General features: G+C 75.0%; 15 protein-coding genes and 1 tRNA gene. 2 read left to right on the forward strand and 14 right to left on the reverse strand.

Annotated features, from left to right (window positions below; genetic code table 11):
- Positions 1–3 precede the first annotated feature (3 nt).
- The 6 genes from CLV92_RS06910 to CLV92_RS06935 all read right to left on the reverse strand — a co-directional run bounded on the left by CLV92_RS06910 (position 4) and on the right by CLV92_RS06935 (position 4,926).
- Positions 4–597: a serine O-acetyltransferase gene (locus tag CLV92_RS06910; protein ID WP_104432089.1), complete on the reverse strand. Its 594-nt coding sequence runs from the start codon at positions 595–597 to the stop codon at positions 4–6.
- Positions 598–758: 161 nt separating this feature from the next.
- Positions 759–1,388 carry an aminoacyl-tRNA hydrolase gene (gene pth, locus CLV92_RS06915; protein ID WP_245886518.1) on the reverse strand — a complete coding sequence of 210 codons (630 nt, stop codon included), beginning with the start codon at positions 1,386–1,388 and terminating at the stop codon, positions 759–761.
- 17 nt (positions 1,389–1,405) lie between these two features.
- Complete coding sequence (locus CLV92_RS06920; protein WP_104432090.1) at positions 1,406–2,080, reverse strand: 50S ribosomal protein L25/general stress protein Ctc; 675 nt, start codon at positions 2,078–2,080, stop codon at positions 1,406–1,408.
- A gap of 175 nt (positions 2,081–2,255) precedes the next feature.
- Positions 2,256–3,233: a ribose-phosphate diphosphokinase gene (locus CLV92_RS06925; protein WP_104432091.1), complete on the reverse strand. Its 978-nt coding sequence runs from the start codon at positions 3,231–3,233 to the stop codon at positions 2,256–2,258.
- Positions 3,230–4,762 carry a bifunctional UDP-N-acetylglucosamine diphosphorylase/glucosamine-1-phosphate N-acetyltransferase GlmU gene (gene glmU, locus CLV92_RS06930; RefSeq protein WP_211290939.1) on the reverse strand — a complete coding sequence of 511 codons (1,533 nt, stop codon included), beginning with the start codon at positions 4,760–4,762 and terminating at the stop codon, positions 3,230–3,232. The genes CLV92_RS06925 and glmU overlap by 4 nt, the downstream gene beginning before the upstream one ends.
- A 92-nt stretch (positions 4,763–4,854) precedes the next feature.
- Positions 4,855–4,926: transfer RNA gene (locus CLV92_RS06935), tRNA-Gln, on the reverse strand.
- Positions 4,927–5,130: 204 nt separating this feature from the next.
- Here CLV92_RS06935 and CLV92_RS06940 point away from each other — a divergent pair.
- Together CLV92_RS06940 and CLV92_RS06945 are read left to right on the forward strand one after the other, a co-directional pair.
- On the forward strand, positions 5,131–5,784 hold the full coding sequence (locus tag CLV92_RS06940; RefSeq protein WP_104432092.1) for a TetR family transcriptional regulator: 654 nt from the start codon (positions 5,131–5,133) through the stop codon (positions 5,782–5,784).
- Positions 5,785–5,794: 10 nt separating this feature from the next.
- Positions 5,795–6,355 carry a MarR family winged helix-turn-helix transcriptional regulator gene (locus CLV92_RS06945; RefSeq protein WP_104432093.1) on the forward strand — a complete coding sequence of 187 codons (561 nt, stop codon included), beginning with the start codon at positions 5,795–5,797 and terminating at the stop codon, positions 6,353–6,355.
- Positions 6,356–6,426: 71 nt separating this feature from the next.
- On the opposite strand, the gene CLV92_RS06950 is transcribed toward CLV92_RS06945, so the two are convergent.
- The 8 genes from CLV92_RS06950 to metG form a co-directional block, all read right to left on the reverse strand.
- Complete coding sequence (locus CLV92_RS06950) at positions 6,427–7,893, reverse strand: sugar transferase (protein WP_245886521.1); 1,467 nt, start codon at positions 7,891–7,893, stop codon at positions 6,427–6,429.
- Positions 7,894–8,212: 319 nt separating this feature from the next.
- Positions 8,213–10,033 carry an ABC-F family ATP-binding cassette domain-containing protein gene (locus CLV92_RS06955; RefSeq protein ID WP_104432094.1) on the reverse strand — a complete coding sequence of 607 codons (1,821 nt, stop codon included), beginning with the start codon at positions 10,031–10,033 and terminating at the stop codon, positions 8,213–8,215.
- 79 nt (positions 10,034–10,112) lie between these two features.
- Entirely contained in the window at positions 10,113–11,135 is a 1,023-nt protein-coding gene (locus tag CLV92_RS06960; protein WP_104432095.1) for a 4-(cytidine 5'-diphospho)-2-C-methyl-D-erythritol kinase, read from the reverse strand.
- Between the two features lie 52 nt (positions 11,136–11,187).
- Entirely contained in the window at positions 11,188–11,898 is a 711-nt protein-coding gene (locus tag CLV92_RS06965; protein ID WP_104432096.1) for an endonuclease V, read from the reverse strand.
- A 435-nt stretch (positions 11,899–12,333) separates the two neighbouring features.
- Complete coding sequence (rsmA, locus tag CLV92_RS06970) at positions 12,334–13,245, reverse strand: 16S rRNA (adenine(1518)-N(6)/adenine(1519)-N(6))-dimethyltransferase RsmA (RefSeq protein ID WP_104432097.1); 912 nt, start codon at positions 13,243–13,245, stop codon at positions 12,334–12,336.
- Positions 13,218–14,351, reverse strand: coding sequence for a resuscitation-promoting factor (locus CLV92_RS06975; RefSeq protein ID WP_158257158.1), 1,134 nt, complete (start codon positions 14,349–14,351; stop codon positions 13,218–13,220). The genes rsmA and CLV92_RS06975 overlap by 28 nt, the downstream gene beginning before the upstream one ends.
- 196 nt (positions 14,352–14,547) lie before the next feature.
- A complete protein-coding gene (locus CLV92_RS06980; protein ID WP_104432099.1) occupies positions 14,548–15,429 on the reverse strand; it encodes a TatD family hydrolase in 882 nt (293 codons plus the stop codon).
- Positions 15,426–17,246: a methionine--tRNA ligase gene (gene metG, locus CLV92_RS06985; RefSeq protein ID WP_104432100.1), complete on the reverse strand. Its 1,821-nt coding sequence runs from the start codon at positions 17,244–17,246 to the stop codon at positions 15,426–15,428. The genes CLV92_RS06980 and metG overlap by 4 nt, the downstream gene beginning before the upstream one ends.
- Positions 17,247–17,251: the final 5 nt, after the last annotated feature.

The raw sequence follows: 17,251 nt of genomic DNA on the forward strand, positions 1-17,251 counted from the left end.
GCGTCAGCCCTCGCTCGCCCGGACCTGCGAGCGCGCCTCGCGGAGGTCGACGCGGGTCAGACGCCGCCCCCACTGGGTCTTCGGCGGGCGCACCTCGGCCACGGGCGCCAGGGCACGGAAACCCGCAGGCACGTCCTCGATGACGAGTGCGCCCGGGCCGACGAGGGCGTCGTCACCCACACTCACCCCGCCGAGCACCATGGCTCCCGGCCCGAACTGGACGCGGTCGCCGATGTTCGGGCGCCCCTCGCCGTTGCCGGCGGCCACACCGAGGGTGACGTTGTGCCGCAGCATGCAGTCGTTCCCGATCACCGATCCCGGCACCGCGACGACCCCCTGCGCGTGCGGCAGGTGGACGCGGCGCCCGACCTGCACGTCGGGGGGCAGTTCGATGCCGTAGAGGTTGACGACGAGGACCCGGGCCACGCGGAACAGGTTCCACCGCAGGCGGCCGCGCAGGGACCGGTCCCCCGCGGCGGCCCGCCCGAGCCGGTGCACGGCCAGCGCGTGGAAGCCCGGGCTCAGCGGCCGGCGGTTGTGCGTGACGAAGTCCTCGCGGATCAGCTGGCGCAGCGACGGTGCAGGCGATAGTTCCATGGCGTTCGTCCCCCCTCGTTCCGGTCAACCCTACCGTTGCGTGAGAGTTGACCGAAAGTTCAAGGCGCCAAACGCTTTGTGACAACTTCATGGAGTTCTGCGCGCCCCGGCCGGCGGGCGCGGGCCACCGGCCCGTGACGCTACGCACGGTGCGCAGCCGCTCACGTCGGGGCGTGGAACCTCTGCTGCGCCGCGAGCAGCCCCTCGGCGAGCACCGCCTCCGCCGCGTCGGCGGCGTCGACGAGCAGCAGCGCCAGCTCCTTGCGCTCGGTGGAGGAGAAGTCCTTGAGCACGAAGTCGGCGGGGTCCTGCCGGCCCGGCGGGCGCCCGACGCCGACCCGGACGCGGACGTAGTCCTTGGTGCCCAACGACGCGCTGATGGAGCGCAGGCCGTTGTGACCACCCTCCCCGCCGCCGCGCTTCAGCCGGACCGCGGCGAAGGGGATGTCCAGCTCGTCGTGCACGACGACGAGGTTGCCCGGCTCCACCCCGTAGTAGCGGGCGAGACCGCCGACCTGGCCCCCGGAGACGTTCATGTAGGTGGTCGGGGCCGCCAGCACCGCGCGCGGCCCCGGACGCCCACCGGGCAGGGTGCCCAGGCGGCACTCGGCCACCCGGGCACCCGTGCGGTGCTTCTTGAACGACACCCCGGCACGGCCGGCGAGCTCGTCGAGCACCATCTGCCCGACGTTGTGCCGGTTGCCGGCGTACTGCGGCCCCGGGTTGCCCAGGCCGACGACCAGCCACGTGGCGTCGGGGTCCGGGCCGGAGTTCGCCACGGTGTCGCTCACAGGATCTCCGGTGCGGCTCAGGCCTGGTCGTCGGCCGGGGCGGCCTCGGCGTCCGCGGTGGCCTCCTCGGCGGCGGTCTCCTCGGTGGCGGGGGCGTCGTGCACGATGCCGACCTCCTCCTCGGCGGCGGCGAGCTCCGCCTCGACCTGCTCGGCCGTGGGCGCACCGCTGACGAGGACGACGATCTGGGTCGGGTCCCCGGCGAGGGTCGTGCCCTCGGGGAGCGTCACGTCGGCGGCGGTGATGTGCGTGCCGGCGCGCGCGCCCTCGACGGACACCTCCAGGGCGGCCGGCAGGTGCGTGGCCTCGGCCTCGACGGACACGGTGGTGAGCTCCTGCTGGACGATGACGCCCGGGGCCGGCTCGCCCGTGATGTGCAGCGGGACGTCGACGACGACCTGCTCGCCGCTGGTGACCGTCAGCAGGTCGATGTGCTCGATGAAGCGCCGCACGACGTCGCGCTGGACCTCCTTGGCCAGGGCGAGGTGGCGCTGGCCGTCCACGTCGAGGTCGAGGAGGGCGTTGGACGCCTTCAGCGCCAGCATGGTGGCGTGCCCCGGCAGGGTCAGGTGGACGGGCTCGCCGCCGTGGCCGTAGAGGACCGCGGGGATCTTGCCGTCGCGGCGGAGGCGGCGGGCGGCGCCCTTGCCGAACTCGGAACGGGCTTCGGCGCTGATGCGGATGGCGGCCACGGGGGCTCTCCTCGCTGTGGTGGGTCGGCACGGCGAGGGAACCAGCCGGCGCGCACGCGCACCGGAGGACCGCGTCGATCACGGAGGCCGTGGGCCTCCCTCGCCGAGGTGTCCCGACCAGTCTAGGCCCTGTTCGAGGGGCGGCCGGGCGCGGAGCGCACCCGGCCGCCCCTCCTCAGCTCTGGCCGTCGAAGAGGCTGGTGACGGAACCGTCGTCGAAGACCTCGCGGATGGCCCGCGCCAGCAGCGGCGCGATGGACAGCACGGTGAGCTGCGGGAACGTCTGCGCCTCGTTGATGGGCAGCGTGTTGGTCACGACGAGCTCGGAGATCGGCGAGTTCTTCAGCCGGTCGACCGCCGGGCCGGACAGCACCGCGTGCGTCGCGGTCGCGATCACGTCGGCGGCACCGTTCGCCTTCAGCGCCTCGGCCGCCTGCACGATCGTGCCGGCGGTGTCGATGAGGTCGTCGACGAGGACGCAGGTCCGGCCGCGGACGTCGCCGACCACCTCGTGCACCCGCACCTGGTTGGGCACGTTCGGGTCCCGGCGCTTGTGGATGATCGCGAGCGGCGCGCCGAGCCGGTCCGACCAGAGGTCGGCGACCCGCACCCGGCCCGCATCCGGGGACACGATCGTGATGTTCGAGCGGTCCACGCGCTTGCCGACGTAGTCGGCGAGCAGCGGCAGCGCCCACAGGTGGTCGACCGGCCCGTCGAAGAAGCCCTGGATCTGCGCGGTGTGCAGGTCCACGGACATCAGCCGGTGCGCACCGGCGGTCTTGAAGAGGTCCGCCACCAGCCGCGCCGAGATCGGCTCACGGCCGCGGCCCTTCTTGTCCTGGCGGGCGTAGCCGTAGAACGGCGCCACCACGGTGATGCGCTTGGCCGAGGCCCGCTTCAGGGCGTCGACCATGATGAGCTGCTCCATGATCCACTCGTTCACCGGAGCCGTGTGGCTCTGGATCACGAAGGCGTCGCAGCCGCGGACGCTCTCCTCGAAGCGGACGTAGAGCTCCGAGTTGGCGAACTGGTAGGAGCTCGTCGGCACCAGCTCGGCACCGAGCTCCCGGGAGACGTCCTTCGCCAGCTCCGGGTGCGCACGCCCCGTGATGAGGACCATGCGCTTCTCGCCCGTCGTCGTGATGCCGGTCATGCGGGGGCTCCCTCGCCGCTCGTGGTGGCTGTCGTGCTCTCGTCGTGCTGCGCCGGGTCCTCGGCCCCGGGGAGGCCGAGCGCCCTGGCGGCCGCCTCGGCGGACGGGCTGCCCGGCCTCTTGGCCGGCGTCCAGCCCTCCAGGTTGCGCTGCGGGGCCACGCTGAGCGCCAGTGCGCCCGGGGGGACGTCCTTGCGCACGACCGTCCCCGCGGCGGTGTACGCGCCGTCGCCCACGGTCACGGGTGCCACGAACCTGCCCCCCGCGCCGGTCCGGCAGTGGCTGCCGATCGTGGTGTGCGCCTTGGTCAGCCCGTCGTAGTTGGCGAAGATCGAGCCGGCGCCGATGTTGCTGCCCTCCCCGACCGTGGCGTCCCCCACGTACGTCAGGTGCGGCACCTTCGCGCCGGCCCCGAGCTCTGCGTTCTTCGCCTCGACGAAGGCGCCGATCTTCGCGCCCGCGCCCAGGCGGGTGCCCGGGCGGAGGTAGGCGAACGGGCCGACGGCGGCGCCCGCGCCGATCGTGCTGCCGCTGCCGTGCGTGCGCACCACCGTCGCGCCCGCCCCGACCTCCACGTCGGTCAGCGTGGTGTCCGGGCCCACCACCGCACCGGTGGCCACCCGCGTGGAGCCGTGCAGCTGCACGCCCGGCAGGAGGGTGACGTCCTGCTCCAGCACCACGTCAGCGTCCACCCACGTGCTCGCGGGGTCGACGACCGTCACCCCGGCGAGCATCCACCGCCGCAGCGTGCGGCGGTTGGCCTCCGCGGCGAGCTGCGCGAGCTGGGCGCGGTCGTTGACCCCCTGGATCTGCACGACGTCGTCGACCGGCAGCGCCGCCACCCGGCCACCCGCCTCGCGGACCAGGGCGAGGACGTCCGTCAGGTACACCTCGCCCGCGGCGTTCTCGCGGCCCACGCGGGGCAGGGCCTCGCGCAGCACGGCCGCGTCGAAGGCGTAGACGCCGGAGTTGACCTCGCGGACCTCGCGCTGCTCGGCGGTGGCGTCCTTCTGCTCCACGATGGCCGTGACCGAGCCGTCGCCCGCGCGCAGCACCCGCCCGTAGCCCGTCGGGTCGTCCAGCAGCGCCGTGAGCACGGTCATCGCGTTGCCGCCGTCCTCGTGGGCGGCCAGCAGCTCCCGCAGCGTCTCCGCCGGCAGCAGCGGGACGTCGCCGTAGGTGACCAGCACCGTGCCGGTCAGCTCGGCCGGGAGCTCTCCCAGTGCGCAGTGCACCGCCCGTCCGGTGCCGGGGACGTCGTCCTGGTGCGCGATGCGCACGTGCGGGCGGCCCGCGAGCGCGTGCGCCGCGACGCGCTGCGCCTCGTGGCGGACGACGAGCACGAGGTGCTCCGGGGTGGTGCCCTCGGCCGCGCCCAGGGCGTGGTCCACGAGGGCACGGCCGCCGAGGGGGTGCAGGACCTTCGGCAGAGCGGAGCGCATCCGCGTGCCCTCCCCCGCTGCCAGCACGATCACGGCGGCGGGTCGGGAGTCGGCTGTCGGGGGGGAGTGGGTGTCCGGGCTGCTCACGCGAGCGGCGCTCCTCGCAGTGGTCGGGCGTCGCTGCGAGGATAACCGCCCCCGAGCGCCCTGTTGTCCGCGGCGCCCGGTCGGCGCCGCCGCTCCCGGGAGAGGATTCGAACCCCTACTGGACGGGACCAAAACCCGCCGTGCTGCCGTTACACCACCCGGGACCGCGCGCACGGACCGCACGCACGGGCGGCCGGCCGTCCGCGGCGGGTCGTGCGCCATCCTGCCAGGCCCGCCGCCCGCCCGGCTCCCCGCCGGCGCGGGCGGGCGCCCACCCGGCGGGGACCGCCCGGCCCGGCGGGGGATGATGGGCCCGTGAGCACCCCGGGCAGGATGGCGCCGTGAGCGGTGCGCGCCCCAGGGCCCGGATGACCGGCAGCCAGCGCCGGGAACAGCTCGTCGGCGTCGGCCGCAGCCTCTTCGCCCTGCGCGGCGTCGAGGGCACCAGCGTGGAGGAGATCGCGGCGAGCGCCGGCGTCTCCAAGCCCGTGGTCTACGAGCACTTCGGCGGCAAGGAGGGGCTCTACGCCGTCGTCGTGGACCGCGAGATGCAGACCCTGCTCGCCGCCATCACCGGCGCGCTCAACGGCCGCGGGAGCCCCCGGGTGCTGCTGGAGCGGGCGACGCTGGCGCTGCTGGACTACGTCGAGGGCTCCAGCGACGGCTTCCGCATCCTCGTGCGCGACTCCCCCGTCGCCCAGTCCACCGGCAGCTTCGCCAGCCTCATCAGCGACATCGCCAGCCAGGTGGAGCACCTGCTGGTCGACACCTTCGCCGCCCGCGGGTTCCCTCCGCAGATGGCTCCCATCCACGCGCAGATGCTCGTGGGCATGGTGGCCATGACCGGGCAGTGGTGGCTGGACGACCAGCTCGACGACCAGCCGGACGGCTCCCGCCCCTCCAAGGAGGAGGTCGCCGCGCACATCGTCAACCTGGCGTGGAACGGGCTGTCCGGGCTGGAGCGCTCCCCCTCGCTGTCGGGCTCCGCCGTCCGGGAACGCCGGGGCGCACCCCGCGACTAGGCTCGCGGCCATGGACCCCACCGGCGGCAGCCCCGAGGCCGGCGCCGTCCGGCCGGGCGGGCCCGAGGCGGGCACGGACGAGGTCGACCGCATCGTGGCCGCCTGGCGCCGCGTGGCGCCCGAGCTGGACGTGGAGCCCCTGGAGGTGCTGTCGCGGGTCGCCCGGCTGGCGCACCACCTCGACCGGCTGCGGCGCTCCGCCTTCGCCGCGCACGAGCTCGAGACGTGGGAGTTCGACGTGCTGGCCGCCCTGCGCCGCGCCGGGGAGCCGCACGAGCTGTCCCCCGGCCAGCTGGTCGTGCAGACGCTGGTGACGAGCGGGACGATGACCAACCGCGTGGACCGGCTGGCGCGCCGGGGGCTGGTCCAGCGGCGCCCCGCCCCCGACGACGGGCGCAGCGTGCTGGTGCGGCTCACGGACGCCGGCGCCGCCGTGGTGGACGCGGCCCTGGCCGACCTGGTGCGCGCCGAGCACCGGATGCTCGCCGTCCTGCCCGCCGCGGAGCGCCGGGCCCTGGCCGCCCTGCTGCGGCGGGTCGCCGCCCCCTTCGAGGCACCGCCCGGCACCTGACGGGGGCACGACGCGGCGGAGCCCCCGCACCCGGTGGGTGCGGGGGCTCCGCCGCGTTCGGCGAGGGCGACTCAGTAGGCGCCGCGACCGCGGAGGACCGCACCGGCGGTCTTCCACAGGATCATGAAGTCGAACATGAAGGACCAGTTCTCCACGTAGCGCACGTCGAGGCGGACCGACTCGTCCCAGTCGAGGTCGGAGCGGCCGTTGATCTGCCACAGACCGGTCAGGCCCGGCTTCACCAGCAGCCGGCGGCGCATGTCGAAGCCGTACGCGTCGACCTCGTGCTGCAGCGGCGGCCGCGGCCCGACGAGCGACATCGTCCCGTTGAGGACGTTGAGCAGCTGGGGCAGCTCGTCGAGGGAGTAGCGGCGCAGGACGCGACCGACCCGGGTGATGCGCGGGTCGACCTTCATCTTGAAGAGCACGCCGTTGCCCTCGTCCGTCTCCCGCAGGTCGATGAGGCGCTTCTCGGCGTCGACGACCATGGAGCGGAACTTGTACATCGTGAAGGGCTTGCCGTCCTTGCCGACGCGCTCCTGGCGGAAGAGCACCGGGCCCTTGGAGTCGAGGCGGACGAGCGCGGCGATGCCGAGCAGGACGGGGCTGAACACCAGCAGCGCGCTCAGCGCCGCGAGGCGGTCCACGGTGGACTTGGCGAGGCGGCGGATGCCCTGCAGCTCGGGGCGCTCCACGTGCAGCAGCGGCAGCCCGCAGACAGGGCGGATCGCGACGCGCGGGCCGATGACCTCGGTGAGCGCCGGGGCGACGACGAGGTCGGCGCGGGTGCTCTCCAGGTCCCAGCCGAGGCGGCGCAGGGCGGGCCCGTCCAGCTCGGGGCAGCCGGTGACGGCGACGACGTCGGCGTCGACCTCCTTGGTGGCCTTGCTGACGTCCTCGATCGCGCCCAGCACCGGGATGCCCAGCGCGGTCAGCTCCGCGTCCTCCTCCGGGGTGCCGGGTCCGCCGGGCACGCAGGCGCCGACGATGCGCATGCCGTGGTACGACGCCCGGTGCAGCTGCCGGATCATGCCGACGACGGCGGGGCGGTGCCCGACGGCCACGACCGTCTGGACCGCCTCCCCGCGGACCCGGGACTCGTGGAGCTTCTTGCGGGTGGCGTAGCGGCCGATGAGCGTCAGCAGCGCGGCCAGGGGCAGCGCCACCACCACGTAGCCGCGGGCGATGTCGAGCTTGAAGGCCCACGACGTGGAGGCCACGAAGGCGACGACGGCGAGGGAGGCGCGCAGGACGCGCTGGAACTCCTCGGACCCCACGCCGAGGAACCGGTGCTCGTACGTGCGGAACACGTACATCGCGAAGACCCACAGCACCGGGAGCAGCACGGCGCACACGACGACGGCCTGTCCGGGGACGCTGCCCGTGTCGGCGGGCACGTCGCTGAAGCGGGCGAAGAAACCCGCGAAGGCCGCGAAGGCGGCTGCTGCCGCATCGATGGCGACGAGGCGCTGGACGTAGTCCCGCTGCCAGGCCGACTGCCTCTCCGCGCCGTTGAGGGACGTCCGCGGCTGCGACACGCGGCGGATCTCGGGTCCCTGGACCCGAGTCGCCGGTGCGAGCCGTACGGACGCCGCTTCTCGCGCGGACGTCTCACTGATCGTCAAAGTCCCCCCCTGGGACGCAGTTCACAACCCACCGGTGGCCGCCTCGTGAGCGGCCGGCGGGAGAAGCGGTGTGCCGACCCCCCGAAGGCCACCGCTGCGCACCACAGGGTAGGGGGTGCTCACCCGAACGTGGCAACCCGGATCGCTCCGTCGCGCAGGGCAATGGGAGGTCACCACCCGTTCGCCCGCCTCGAATGGCGCAACGCGTCCGAACAGTGACTGTGCGTGGTCCTCACTCGGCGATCTCGGCCGCCTCCAGCCACGCCTGCTCCAGCTCCTCGCGCTCCCCGGCGAGCTCCCGCAGCCGCGCGTCCAGCCGCGTGACCGCGGCGTGGTCGGTGGCCAGCGCCACCATCTCCGCGTGCAGGCGCTCCTCCTCCCCGGCGATCCGCTGCAGCTGCCGCTCCACCCTGGCCATCTCCTTGCGGGCCGCGCGCGCCTGCGCGGGGCTGGCGCCCTCACCGCCGGCGGACGCGGCGGCGGCCGCGGGAGCCGCCGCCGGTCCCGCGGCGGGGCCGGTCTCGGCGCGCAGCTGCAGGTACTGGTCCACCCCGCCCGGCAGGTCCCGCAGCGCGCCGTCACCGAGGAGCGCGATCTGCCGGTCCGTCACCCGCTCCAGCAGGTACCGGTCGTGGCTCACCACCACCAGGGTGCCCGGCCACCCGTCCAGCACGTCCTCCACCGCCGCCAGGGTGTCCGTGTCGAGGTCGTTGGTCGGCTCGTCCAGCAGCAGCAGGTTCGGCTCCGTCATGAGCAGGCGCAGCAGCTGCAGGCGGCGGCGCTCCCCGCCGGAGAGGTCGCCCACCAGCGTCCACTGCCGCTGCGCCGTGAAGCCGAGGCGCTCCAGCATCTGCCCGGCCGGGACGTCGCGGTCGCCCATGCGGACGTGCCGGCTGACCTTCTGCACCGCCTCCAGGGCCCGCAGGTCCGCCAGCTCGTCGAGCTCGCGCACCTCCTGCGACAGCTTCGCCACCACCACCGTGCTGCCGCGGCGCACCACGCCGGTGTCCGGCTCCACGGCCCCGGTGAGCAGCCCCAGCAGGGTCGTCTTGCCGGCGCCGTTGACGCCGACGATCCCGGTGCGGTCCCCCGGGCCCAGCCGCCAGGTGACCCGGTCGAAGAGGACCTTGGGCGCGCCGCCGACCTCGACGGCGACGCTGACGTCCTCGAGGTCCACGACCTGCTTGCCGAGGCGGGTGGTGGCCATCTTCGCCAGCTCCACGCTGTCGCGCGGCGGCGGCTCGTCGGCGATGAGGGCGTTGGCCGCGTCGATCCGGAAGCGCGGCTTGCTGGTGCGCGCGGGCGCTCCCCGCCGCAGCCAGGCCAGCTCCTTGCGCAGCAGGTTCTGCCGCCGCTCCTCGGTGAAGGCGGCGACGCGGGAGCGCTCGGCCCGCGTCAGGACGTAGGCCGCGTACCCGCCGTCGTAGGCGTCGACCACGCCGTCGTGGACCTCCCAGACCCGGGTGCACACGGCGTCGAGGAACCAGCGGTCGTGGGTGACGACCACGAGGGCGCCCTGCCCGGCGGGCCAGCGCCCGCGGACGTGCTCCGCCAGCCACGCCACCCCCTCGACGTCGAGGTGGTTCGTCGGCTCGTCGAGGACCACGAGGTCGTCGTCCCCGGCCAGCAGGCCCGCCAGGGCCACCCGACGCCGCTGCCCGCCGGACAGGGTCGTCAGCGGGGCGTCGAGGCCCCCGACGGCCGGCGCGTCCAGCCCCCCGAGGAGACCGGTGAGGACGTCGCGGACCGCCGCCTTGGAGGCCCACACGTGGTCCGGGGCGTCGCCGACGACGGCCTGCCGCACGGTCGCACCGGGCGGCGAGGCGTCGGACTGGTCCAGCATCCCCAGGCGCAGCCCGCCCGTGTGGGTCACCCGGCCGCCGTCCGGCTCCTGCCGACGGGCCAGGATGCGCAGCAACGTGGACTTGCCGTCGCCGTTGCGGCCCACGACACCGGTGCGGTCCCCCTCGGCGACCCCGAGGGAGACGCTGTCGAGGAGGAGGCGGGACCCGTGCACCACACGGATCGCCTCGGCGTTGACCAGGTTGCCCACTGACGTCCTCTGCTCGTGCGTTCGACTGCTGCGTCTGAGGACCGCGGCCACTGCGGCCACGGTCGTCGCCGGACCCGGCCTACTCCCCCGTCGGCCGCCCCACGGAGGCCAGCACCGGCTCCAGCACGTGCGCGCCCGGTGCGGGGGCCACGGCCGTCAGCGCGCGCCGTCCCTGCGCGCGCAACCGCTCCGCGACCGTCCGGGCGTGCCGCGTGGACTCCGTCAGCAGCGCCACGGTGGGCCCCGACCCGGACACGATCGCACCCACCGCCCCCGCGGCGCGGCCCGCGGCCAGGGTCTCCGTGAGCGCGGGGGCCAGCGAACAGGCCGCGGCCTCGAGGTCGTTGCCCAGAGCGGCGCCCAGGGCCCGCGGGTCACCGGCGCGCAGCGCGGCCTCCACGGCGCGCAGCCGCTCACCCGGCTCGGCACCGGCCTGCACGCGCCCGGCCGCCACGAGGGCGTCGAACTCCGCGTAGACCTTCGGCGTGGACAGCTCGTGCCCCGCCGGCACCAGCACCCACGCCCAGGTGGCGCTGGTGAGGACGGGCACGAGCCGCTCCCCGCGGCCGGTCCCCACGGCGGTGCGCCCGTGCACGGCGAACGGCACGTCCGAGCCCAGCTCGGCACCCAGCTCGGCGAGGTCGTCGAGGGCGAGACCCGTGCCCCACAGGGCGTCGCAGGCCACGAGCGCGGCGGCGGCGTCCGCGGAGCCGCCCGCCATCCCGCCCGCTACGGGGACGCCCTTGCGGATGGTCAGGTGCACCGGCGAGCCGGCCCCCGTCTCCCGCGCCAGCAGCAGGGCCGCCTGCAGCGCGAGGTTCGTCTCGTCCAGCGGAACCCCCGAGAGGTCCACCAGGGCCGGGCCGGTGGAGTGCTCCCCCGGCGCGGCCGCACGCGGGGCGGCCTCGACGCTGACCCCCCACTCGGGTGCGGGCGCGGCGGTCACGTCGTCGGCCAGGGACAGCGCTTGGAAGACCGTGAGCAGCTCGTGGTAGCCGTCGGCGCGCCTCGGCCCGCTCTGCAGCAGCAGGTTGACCTTGGCGGGGGCGCGGGCGGTCACGGGCCGGGACCGACCCCGGGCGTGGACGTCGGCGCGGGACACGAACGTCGAGCCTAGCCGCCACCGGGGCGGCGCCCGACCCTCGGGGACGCCCTCAGACGCCTGCGCGCAGGACCCGGCGGCCGAGGTGGTCGGCGGCGCGCACCGGTTCGGGCAGGCGGTAGCGGGTCGCGGTGGCGAGGACGAGGGCGGTGGCGCTGTCCAGGTCGGCGCGGTGCCCGACGGACATCCACACCTCCTTCGTGCCGTCCCGGGTGCGCAGGGCGCGGCCGACGACCTCCCCGCCGTCGACGACGGGCGCCCAGTCCCCGCGGGCGGGCCCGGGGGGCTCGTGGCCGCCGACGGAGGGGGTCTTCGAGACACCGACGGAGGGCAGGCCGAGGAGCAGGCCGAGGTGGCAGGCGAGGCCGGCGCGGCGGGGGTGGGCCCGGCCGGCACCGTCGCAGACCAGCACGTCCGGCGGCTCGGCCACCTCGAGGCGCTCCCAGGCGCGCAGCAGGACCGGCACCTCCCGGAACGCCAGCAGGCCCGGCACGTAGGGGAAGGTCGCCGTGCCGGTCGCGGTGGCCTGCGCGAGGACCTGCTGCGTGGTGGCGTCGAGGACGACCACGGCGGCGGTCACCGTGTCGGAGGTGCGGGAGTACGCCACGTCGAGACCGGCGACCGTGCGCAGTCCGCCCAGCGGCAGGGGCGCGACCTCGACGCTCGCGGCGATGCGGCGCTGCAGGGCCTCCGCCTCCGGCGGGGTGAGCGAGCCGAGGTCGACGGCGGCCAGCTCGGCGGCGGTCAGGGTGGGATCGCTCATGAGTGGCTCCACGGGTGGGACGGCGGGGTGGACCATACCCGGCGCCACCTCGACGCGGGCCGTCACCGATCACACCGCCGTGATCTCCTCCGTCCCGTTCCGGCAGCTCCCCCGCAGCTGGACCAACCGCTGCCGGTCGTCGAACCCGGCCACGACCCCGGTGCCGTCCGCGCGGGTCCCGAAGAGGTCACCGTCCACAGTCGTCCGTTCCAGTGGTGGCTCTCCTGCCGGCCGTCCGGAATGCCCTGCCGGTAGGTCCGGGCCGCCGCTACCGCCGCCAGAACCACCGGAGCCGGGGCTGCCGAGTGCGCGCCGCCGGACCGGACCGCACCTCGCCACACGGCAGCGACGGTGACACCGAGTGCTGGCCAGGAACCTCGGAGCGTGACGGACCTCGCCCTGTTGAGCTCGAACGCACCGCGCGAGGGCCGTCGTTCAGGCCGTGCGCGCCCCCGCGATCCGCGCGAAGTCCGCGACGCCCAGCGTCTCCCCGCGCGCCGTGGGGTCCACCCCAGCCCGGCGCAGCACCTCCTCCGCAGCCACCGGGGAACCCGCCCAGCCGGCCAGCGCCGCCCGCAACGTCTTGCGGCGCTGCGCGAACGCGGCGTCGACCACCGCGAACACCTCCTCGCGGCTCGCCGTCGTCACCGGGGGCTCCCGCCGCGTCAGCGCCACCAGGCCGGAGTCCACCCGCGGCACCGGCCAGAACACCGGCGGGGGGACCGCCCCCGCCCGGCGGGCCTCGGCGTACCAGGCGGCCTTCACCGACGGGACCCCGTACGTCCGGCTGCCCGGCGGCGCGACGAGGCGGTCGGCGACCTCCGCCTGCACCATCACCAGGGTCCGGCGCAGCGTCGGGAACCGCTCCAGCATCGTCAGCAGCACCGGCACAGCGACGTTGTAGGGCAGGTTCGCCACCAGCGCCGTCGGCGCCGGGCCGGGCAGCTCCGTCACCTTCAGCGCGTCGGAGAGCACCACCTCGAACTCCGCGCCCGGCCGGGCGCGCGCCGCCAGCGTCACGGGCAGCTCCTCGGCCAGCACCGGGTCGATCTCCACGGCCACGACCCGGTCCACGACGTCCAGCAGCGCCAGGGTGAGCGACCCCAGCCCCGGGCCGACCTCCACCACCACGTCGCCGGGTTCCAGACCGGCGGCGCGCACGATGCGCCGCACCGTGTTGGCGTCGACGACGAAGTTCTGTCCCAGCGTCTTCGTCGGGCGCACCCCCAGCCGCGTGGCCAGGGCCCGCACGTCCGCGGGACCGAGCAGCGACCCCGCGGGGGGCGTGCCGTCGCCGTCGTCGCCGCTGTCGCCGGGGATCAGAGCCTCTTGCCGCACACGGGCCATTGTCCGGCACCGGCGCGGGCGTAGAGCAGCTTGGCCCGGTACGTCTGCTCCGCCGGCGACGCCTGGCTGGGCAGGCCGCTGCCGCCGACGGCGCGCCACGTGGACACGCTGAACTGGTAGAGGCCGTGGTACAGGCCGTTGGAGCTCACGATCCGCGGGTTCCCGCCGGACTCGCAGGCCGCCAGCGCCGCCCAGTTGCGCCCGTCGGCGCCGCCCACGGACGGGACCGGCTTCGGCTTCGTGCCGGTCTGCACGACCTCCTCCACGGGGGCGGCGTCGACGACCTCGCCGGTCAGGTCGTGCCGCACCCGCACCCCGTCGTGGAACTCGTCCGCGAACGTCAGCGTCTTCGAACCGTCGCGGCCCTCCTGCACGACACGGCGCTCCCCCACGTGCAGCTCCCCCGTGGGCTCCGTGCGGCTGCCGTGCGGGACCGGGTGGACCTCCGTGGCCGTGGTGCGCTCCACCCGCACGACCTGGACCCGCAGCCCCGGGATGACGCGGTCGGTGACGGGCACCGTGACGACGTCCTGCGGGCGGGGCGCGGCACCGGCCTCGGCGAGCAGCGCGGCGACGTCGGCCGCGGTCGTCGTGAGGGGGCGCTCGGCGCCGTCGGCCACCACCACGACGTCCTTGGGCGTCTCCACCTGCACGGCCAGGCCCTCGCGGCCGAGCGGCTGCGAGCGGGACGCGGACACCCTGGCCCCCTCGGCGCGCACGCCCAGGTCCTCCAGCGCGGCCTCCACGGTGCGGGCGGTGGTCCAGTAGGTGCGGGGCTGCCCGTCGAGCGTCAGCTCCAGCTTCCGGCCGTAGCGGACGACGACGTCCTGCCCGTCCTCCAGCTCCGCGTCCAGGGCGGGGGCCACCACGTCGTGCTCACCGACGCGCACGCCCTCCGCCGCCAGGACCTCCCCCACGGTGCCGGCGAAGGTGCTGACCTGGCGGGGGGAGCCGTCGACGTCGAGGCGGACGTCCTTGTCGAGGGCCGTGAAGGCGGCCGTGCCGCCGAGGACGAGGGCGAGGGCGGCGCCGCCGACGGCGGCGCGCAGGGCGCGACGGGAGCTGGGCTTCTGCACGGTGTTCCAGACGTCGTTCCGTCCGGGCACGGGCCCGGGCGTGCGCCAGCCCCGGCCGGCCGCACGTCGGTGCACGAGCCGGCGCTGCGGTGGGCGGCGCATCGCCCGGGGCGGTCCCGACCCCGGCCATCTCCGCGGACCGTAGCCCGTGGCCGCGGCGCCGGTCGAACGGGGTCGCCCCGCAGCGGGGCGCGCCACGTCGCGGCGGGGGACGCCGGGGCGCCCGTCACCAGGTGCCGTAGACCTCCTCCGTCGCCCGCCCCAGCGCCGCGCACAGCTCCTCCAGGTCGGCGCCCGTGACCTCCGCCATCGCCCGCACCGTGACCGGCACGAGGTAGCTGGCGTTGGGGCGCCCTCGGTGCGGTGCCGGGGTCAGGAACGGGGCGTCGGTCTCCACCAGCAGCCGGTCCTGCGGCGCCGCGCGCAGCGCCTCCCGCAGCGGCTCGGCGTTCTTGAAGGTGATGTTCCCCGCGAAGGAGAGGTAGTAGCCGGCGTCGCCGCACACCCGGGCCATCTCCGCGTCGCCGGAGAAGCAGTGGAAGACGGTCCGCTCCGGGGCGCCCTCCTCGGCGAGGATGCGCAGGACGTCGTCGTGGGCGTCGCGGTCGTGGATCTGCAGCGCCAGCCCGAGCTCCTTCGCCAGCCGGATGTGGCGGCGGAACGACTCCTGCTGCGCGGCGACGCCCTCCGGCCCGGTCCGGTAGTAGTCCAGCCCGGTCTCCCCGACGACCCGGACGCGGGGGTGGCGGGCCAGTTCCGCGATCTCCTCCAGCGCCGCGTCGAGCTCACCCGCCGCAGCCAGCACCGGCGCCTCGTTGGGGTGCAGGGCGACCCCGCCCAGCAGCGCCGGATAGCGCTCGACGGCCTGCACCGTCCAGCGCGCGGCGGGCAGGTCGCAGCCGATCTGGACGGCGTGCGGCACGCCCGTCTCCGCCGCCCGGGCCAGCAGCTCCTCGACGTCGACGAGGTCGTCGCCGTCGACGATGTCGAGGTGGGTGTGGTTGTCCACCACGGGCAGGGGCAGCGGCTCCGGGGCCGGCGGGCGGCGCAGGTCGCGCCGCCGGCCGTCCTCCGCCTCCGTGGAGCGTGCGCGGGGAGCCGCGCTCACCCCTCGCCCCGCAGCCGGCCCAGCTCCTCCTCGACGACCTTCTCCGCGTCGAGCTTGGTGAACACCGGCGTCGGCGCCGCCACCGGCGTGCCCGGCACGACGGGGCGAGGGCCCCACTCCGGCAGCGTCGCGCCCTCCCCGGAACCGCGGTGGTACTCCCCCATCAGCACCGGGTAGCCGGGGCCGCCGTCGAGGTCGTCGACCTCGCGGACCTCCGGCATCGGGGAGACCGTGCCGCTGCCGCCGAACACCTCGTGCACCGCCTGCGCCGAGTGCGGCAGGTACGGCGACAGCAGGGTGCGGCAGTCGCTGATGGCCTGCGACGCGACGTGCAGCACCGTGCGCATCCGGTCCGGGTCGGAGTTCTTCAGCTTCCACGGCGCCTGGTCGGACAGGTACCGGTTCGCCTCCCCCACGACCCGCATCGCCTCGGCGAGGCCCTGCTTCTGCCGGTGCGAGCCGATGAGCGCGCCCACCGAGCCGAAACCGGCCGAGGTGGTGGCGAGCAGGTCGCGGTCGGCGTCGGTCAGCTCCCCCGCGGCCGGGATGGACCCGACGTTCTTCGCGATGAGGGAGGCGGTGCGGTTGACGAGGTTCCCCCACCCGGCGACGAGCTCGTCGTTGGTGCGGCGCGCGAACTCCGACCACGTGAAGTCGGCGTCGGAGGTCTCCGGGCCGGCCGCGGAGATGAAGTACCGCAGCGCATCCGGCTGGTAGCGGGCCAGCACGTCGCGGACGTAGATGACCACGCCGCGGCTGGAGGAGAACTGCTTCCCCTCCATCGTGAGGAACTCGCTGGAGACCACCTCGGTCGGCAGCTGCAGCTGCCCGTAGGCCCCCGCCTCCCCACCCGCGGCACCGAGGCCGCGGTAGCCGAGCAGCTCCGCCGGCCAGATCTGGGAGTGGAAGGTGATGTTGTCCTTCCCCATGAAGTAGTAGGACAGCGCCTCGGGGTCCGTCCACCACTTCCGCCACGCGTCGTCGTCACCGGTGCGCCGCGCCCACTCCACCGACGCCGACAGGTAGCCGATGACGGCGTCGAACCACACGTAGAGCCGCTTGGCCGGGTTGTCCTCCCAGCCGGGCAGCGGCACCGGGATGCCCCAGTCGATGTCGCGGGTCATCGCGCGCGGCTTGAGGTCGTCCAGCAGGTTCATCGAGAACTTCAGCACGTTCGGGCGCCACGTCCCCGACTCGGACCGGCCCTGCAGCCACGAGCCCAGCGCCTCGGCCAGCGCCGGCAGGTCGAGGTAGAAGTGCTCGGTCTCGACGAACTTCGGCACCTCGCCGTTGATGCGGCTGCGGGGGTTCTTCAGCTCGATCGCGTCGAGCTGGTTGCCGCAGTTGTCGCACTGGTCGCCGCGGGCGCCGTCGAAGGCGCAGATCGGGCAGGTGCCCTCCACGTACCGGTCGGGCAGCGTGCGCCCCGTCGAGGGCGAGATCGCCCCCATGCCCTTCTGCGCGATCATGTAGCCGTTGCGGTGGACGGTGCGGAACATCTCCTGCACGACCGCGTAGTGGTTGCGCGTCGTCGTGCGGGTGAAGAGGTCGTAGGACAGGCCGAGGCCGTGCAGGTCCTCGACGATGATCCGGTTGTAGCGGTCCACCAGCTGCTGCGGCGTCAGGCCCTCCTGGTCGGCCTGCACGAGGATGGGCGTGCCGTGCTCGTCGGTGCCGGAGACCATGAGGACGTCGTGACCCGCCATCCGCATGTACCGGCTGAACACGTCGGAGGGGACGCCGAAGCCGGCGACGTGGCCGATGTGCCGGGGACCGTTGGCGTAGGGCCAGGCCACCGCGGAGAGGACGTGGGTCATGCCCC

It is taken from the genome of Kineococcus xinjiangensis (assembly GCF_002934625.1).
Taxonomy (GTDB): Bacteria; Actinomycetota; Actinomycetes; order Actinomycetales; family Kineococcaceae; genus Kineococcus_A; species Kineococcus_A xinjiangensis.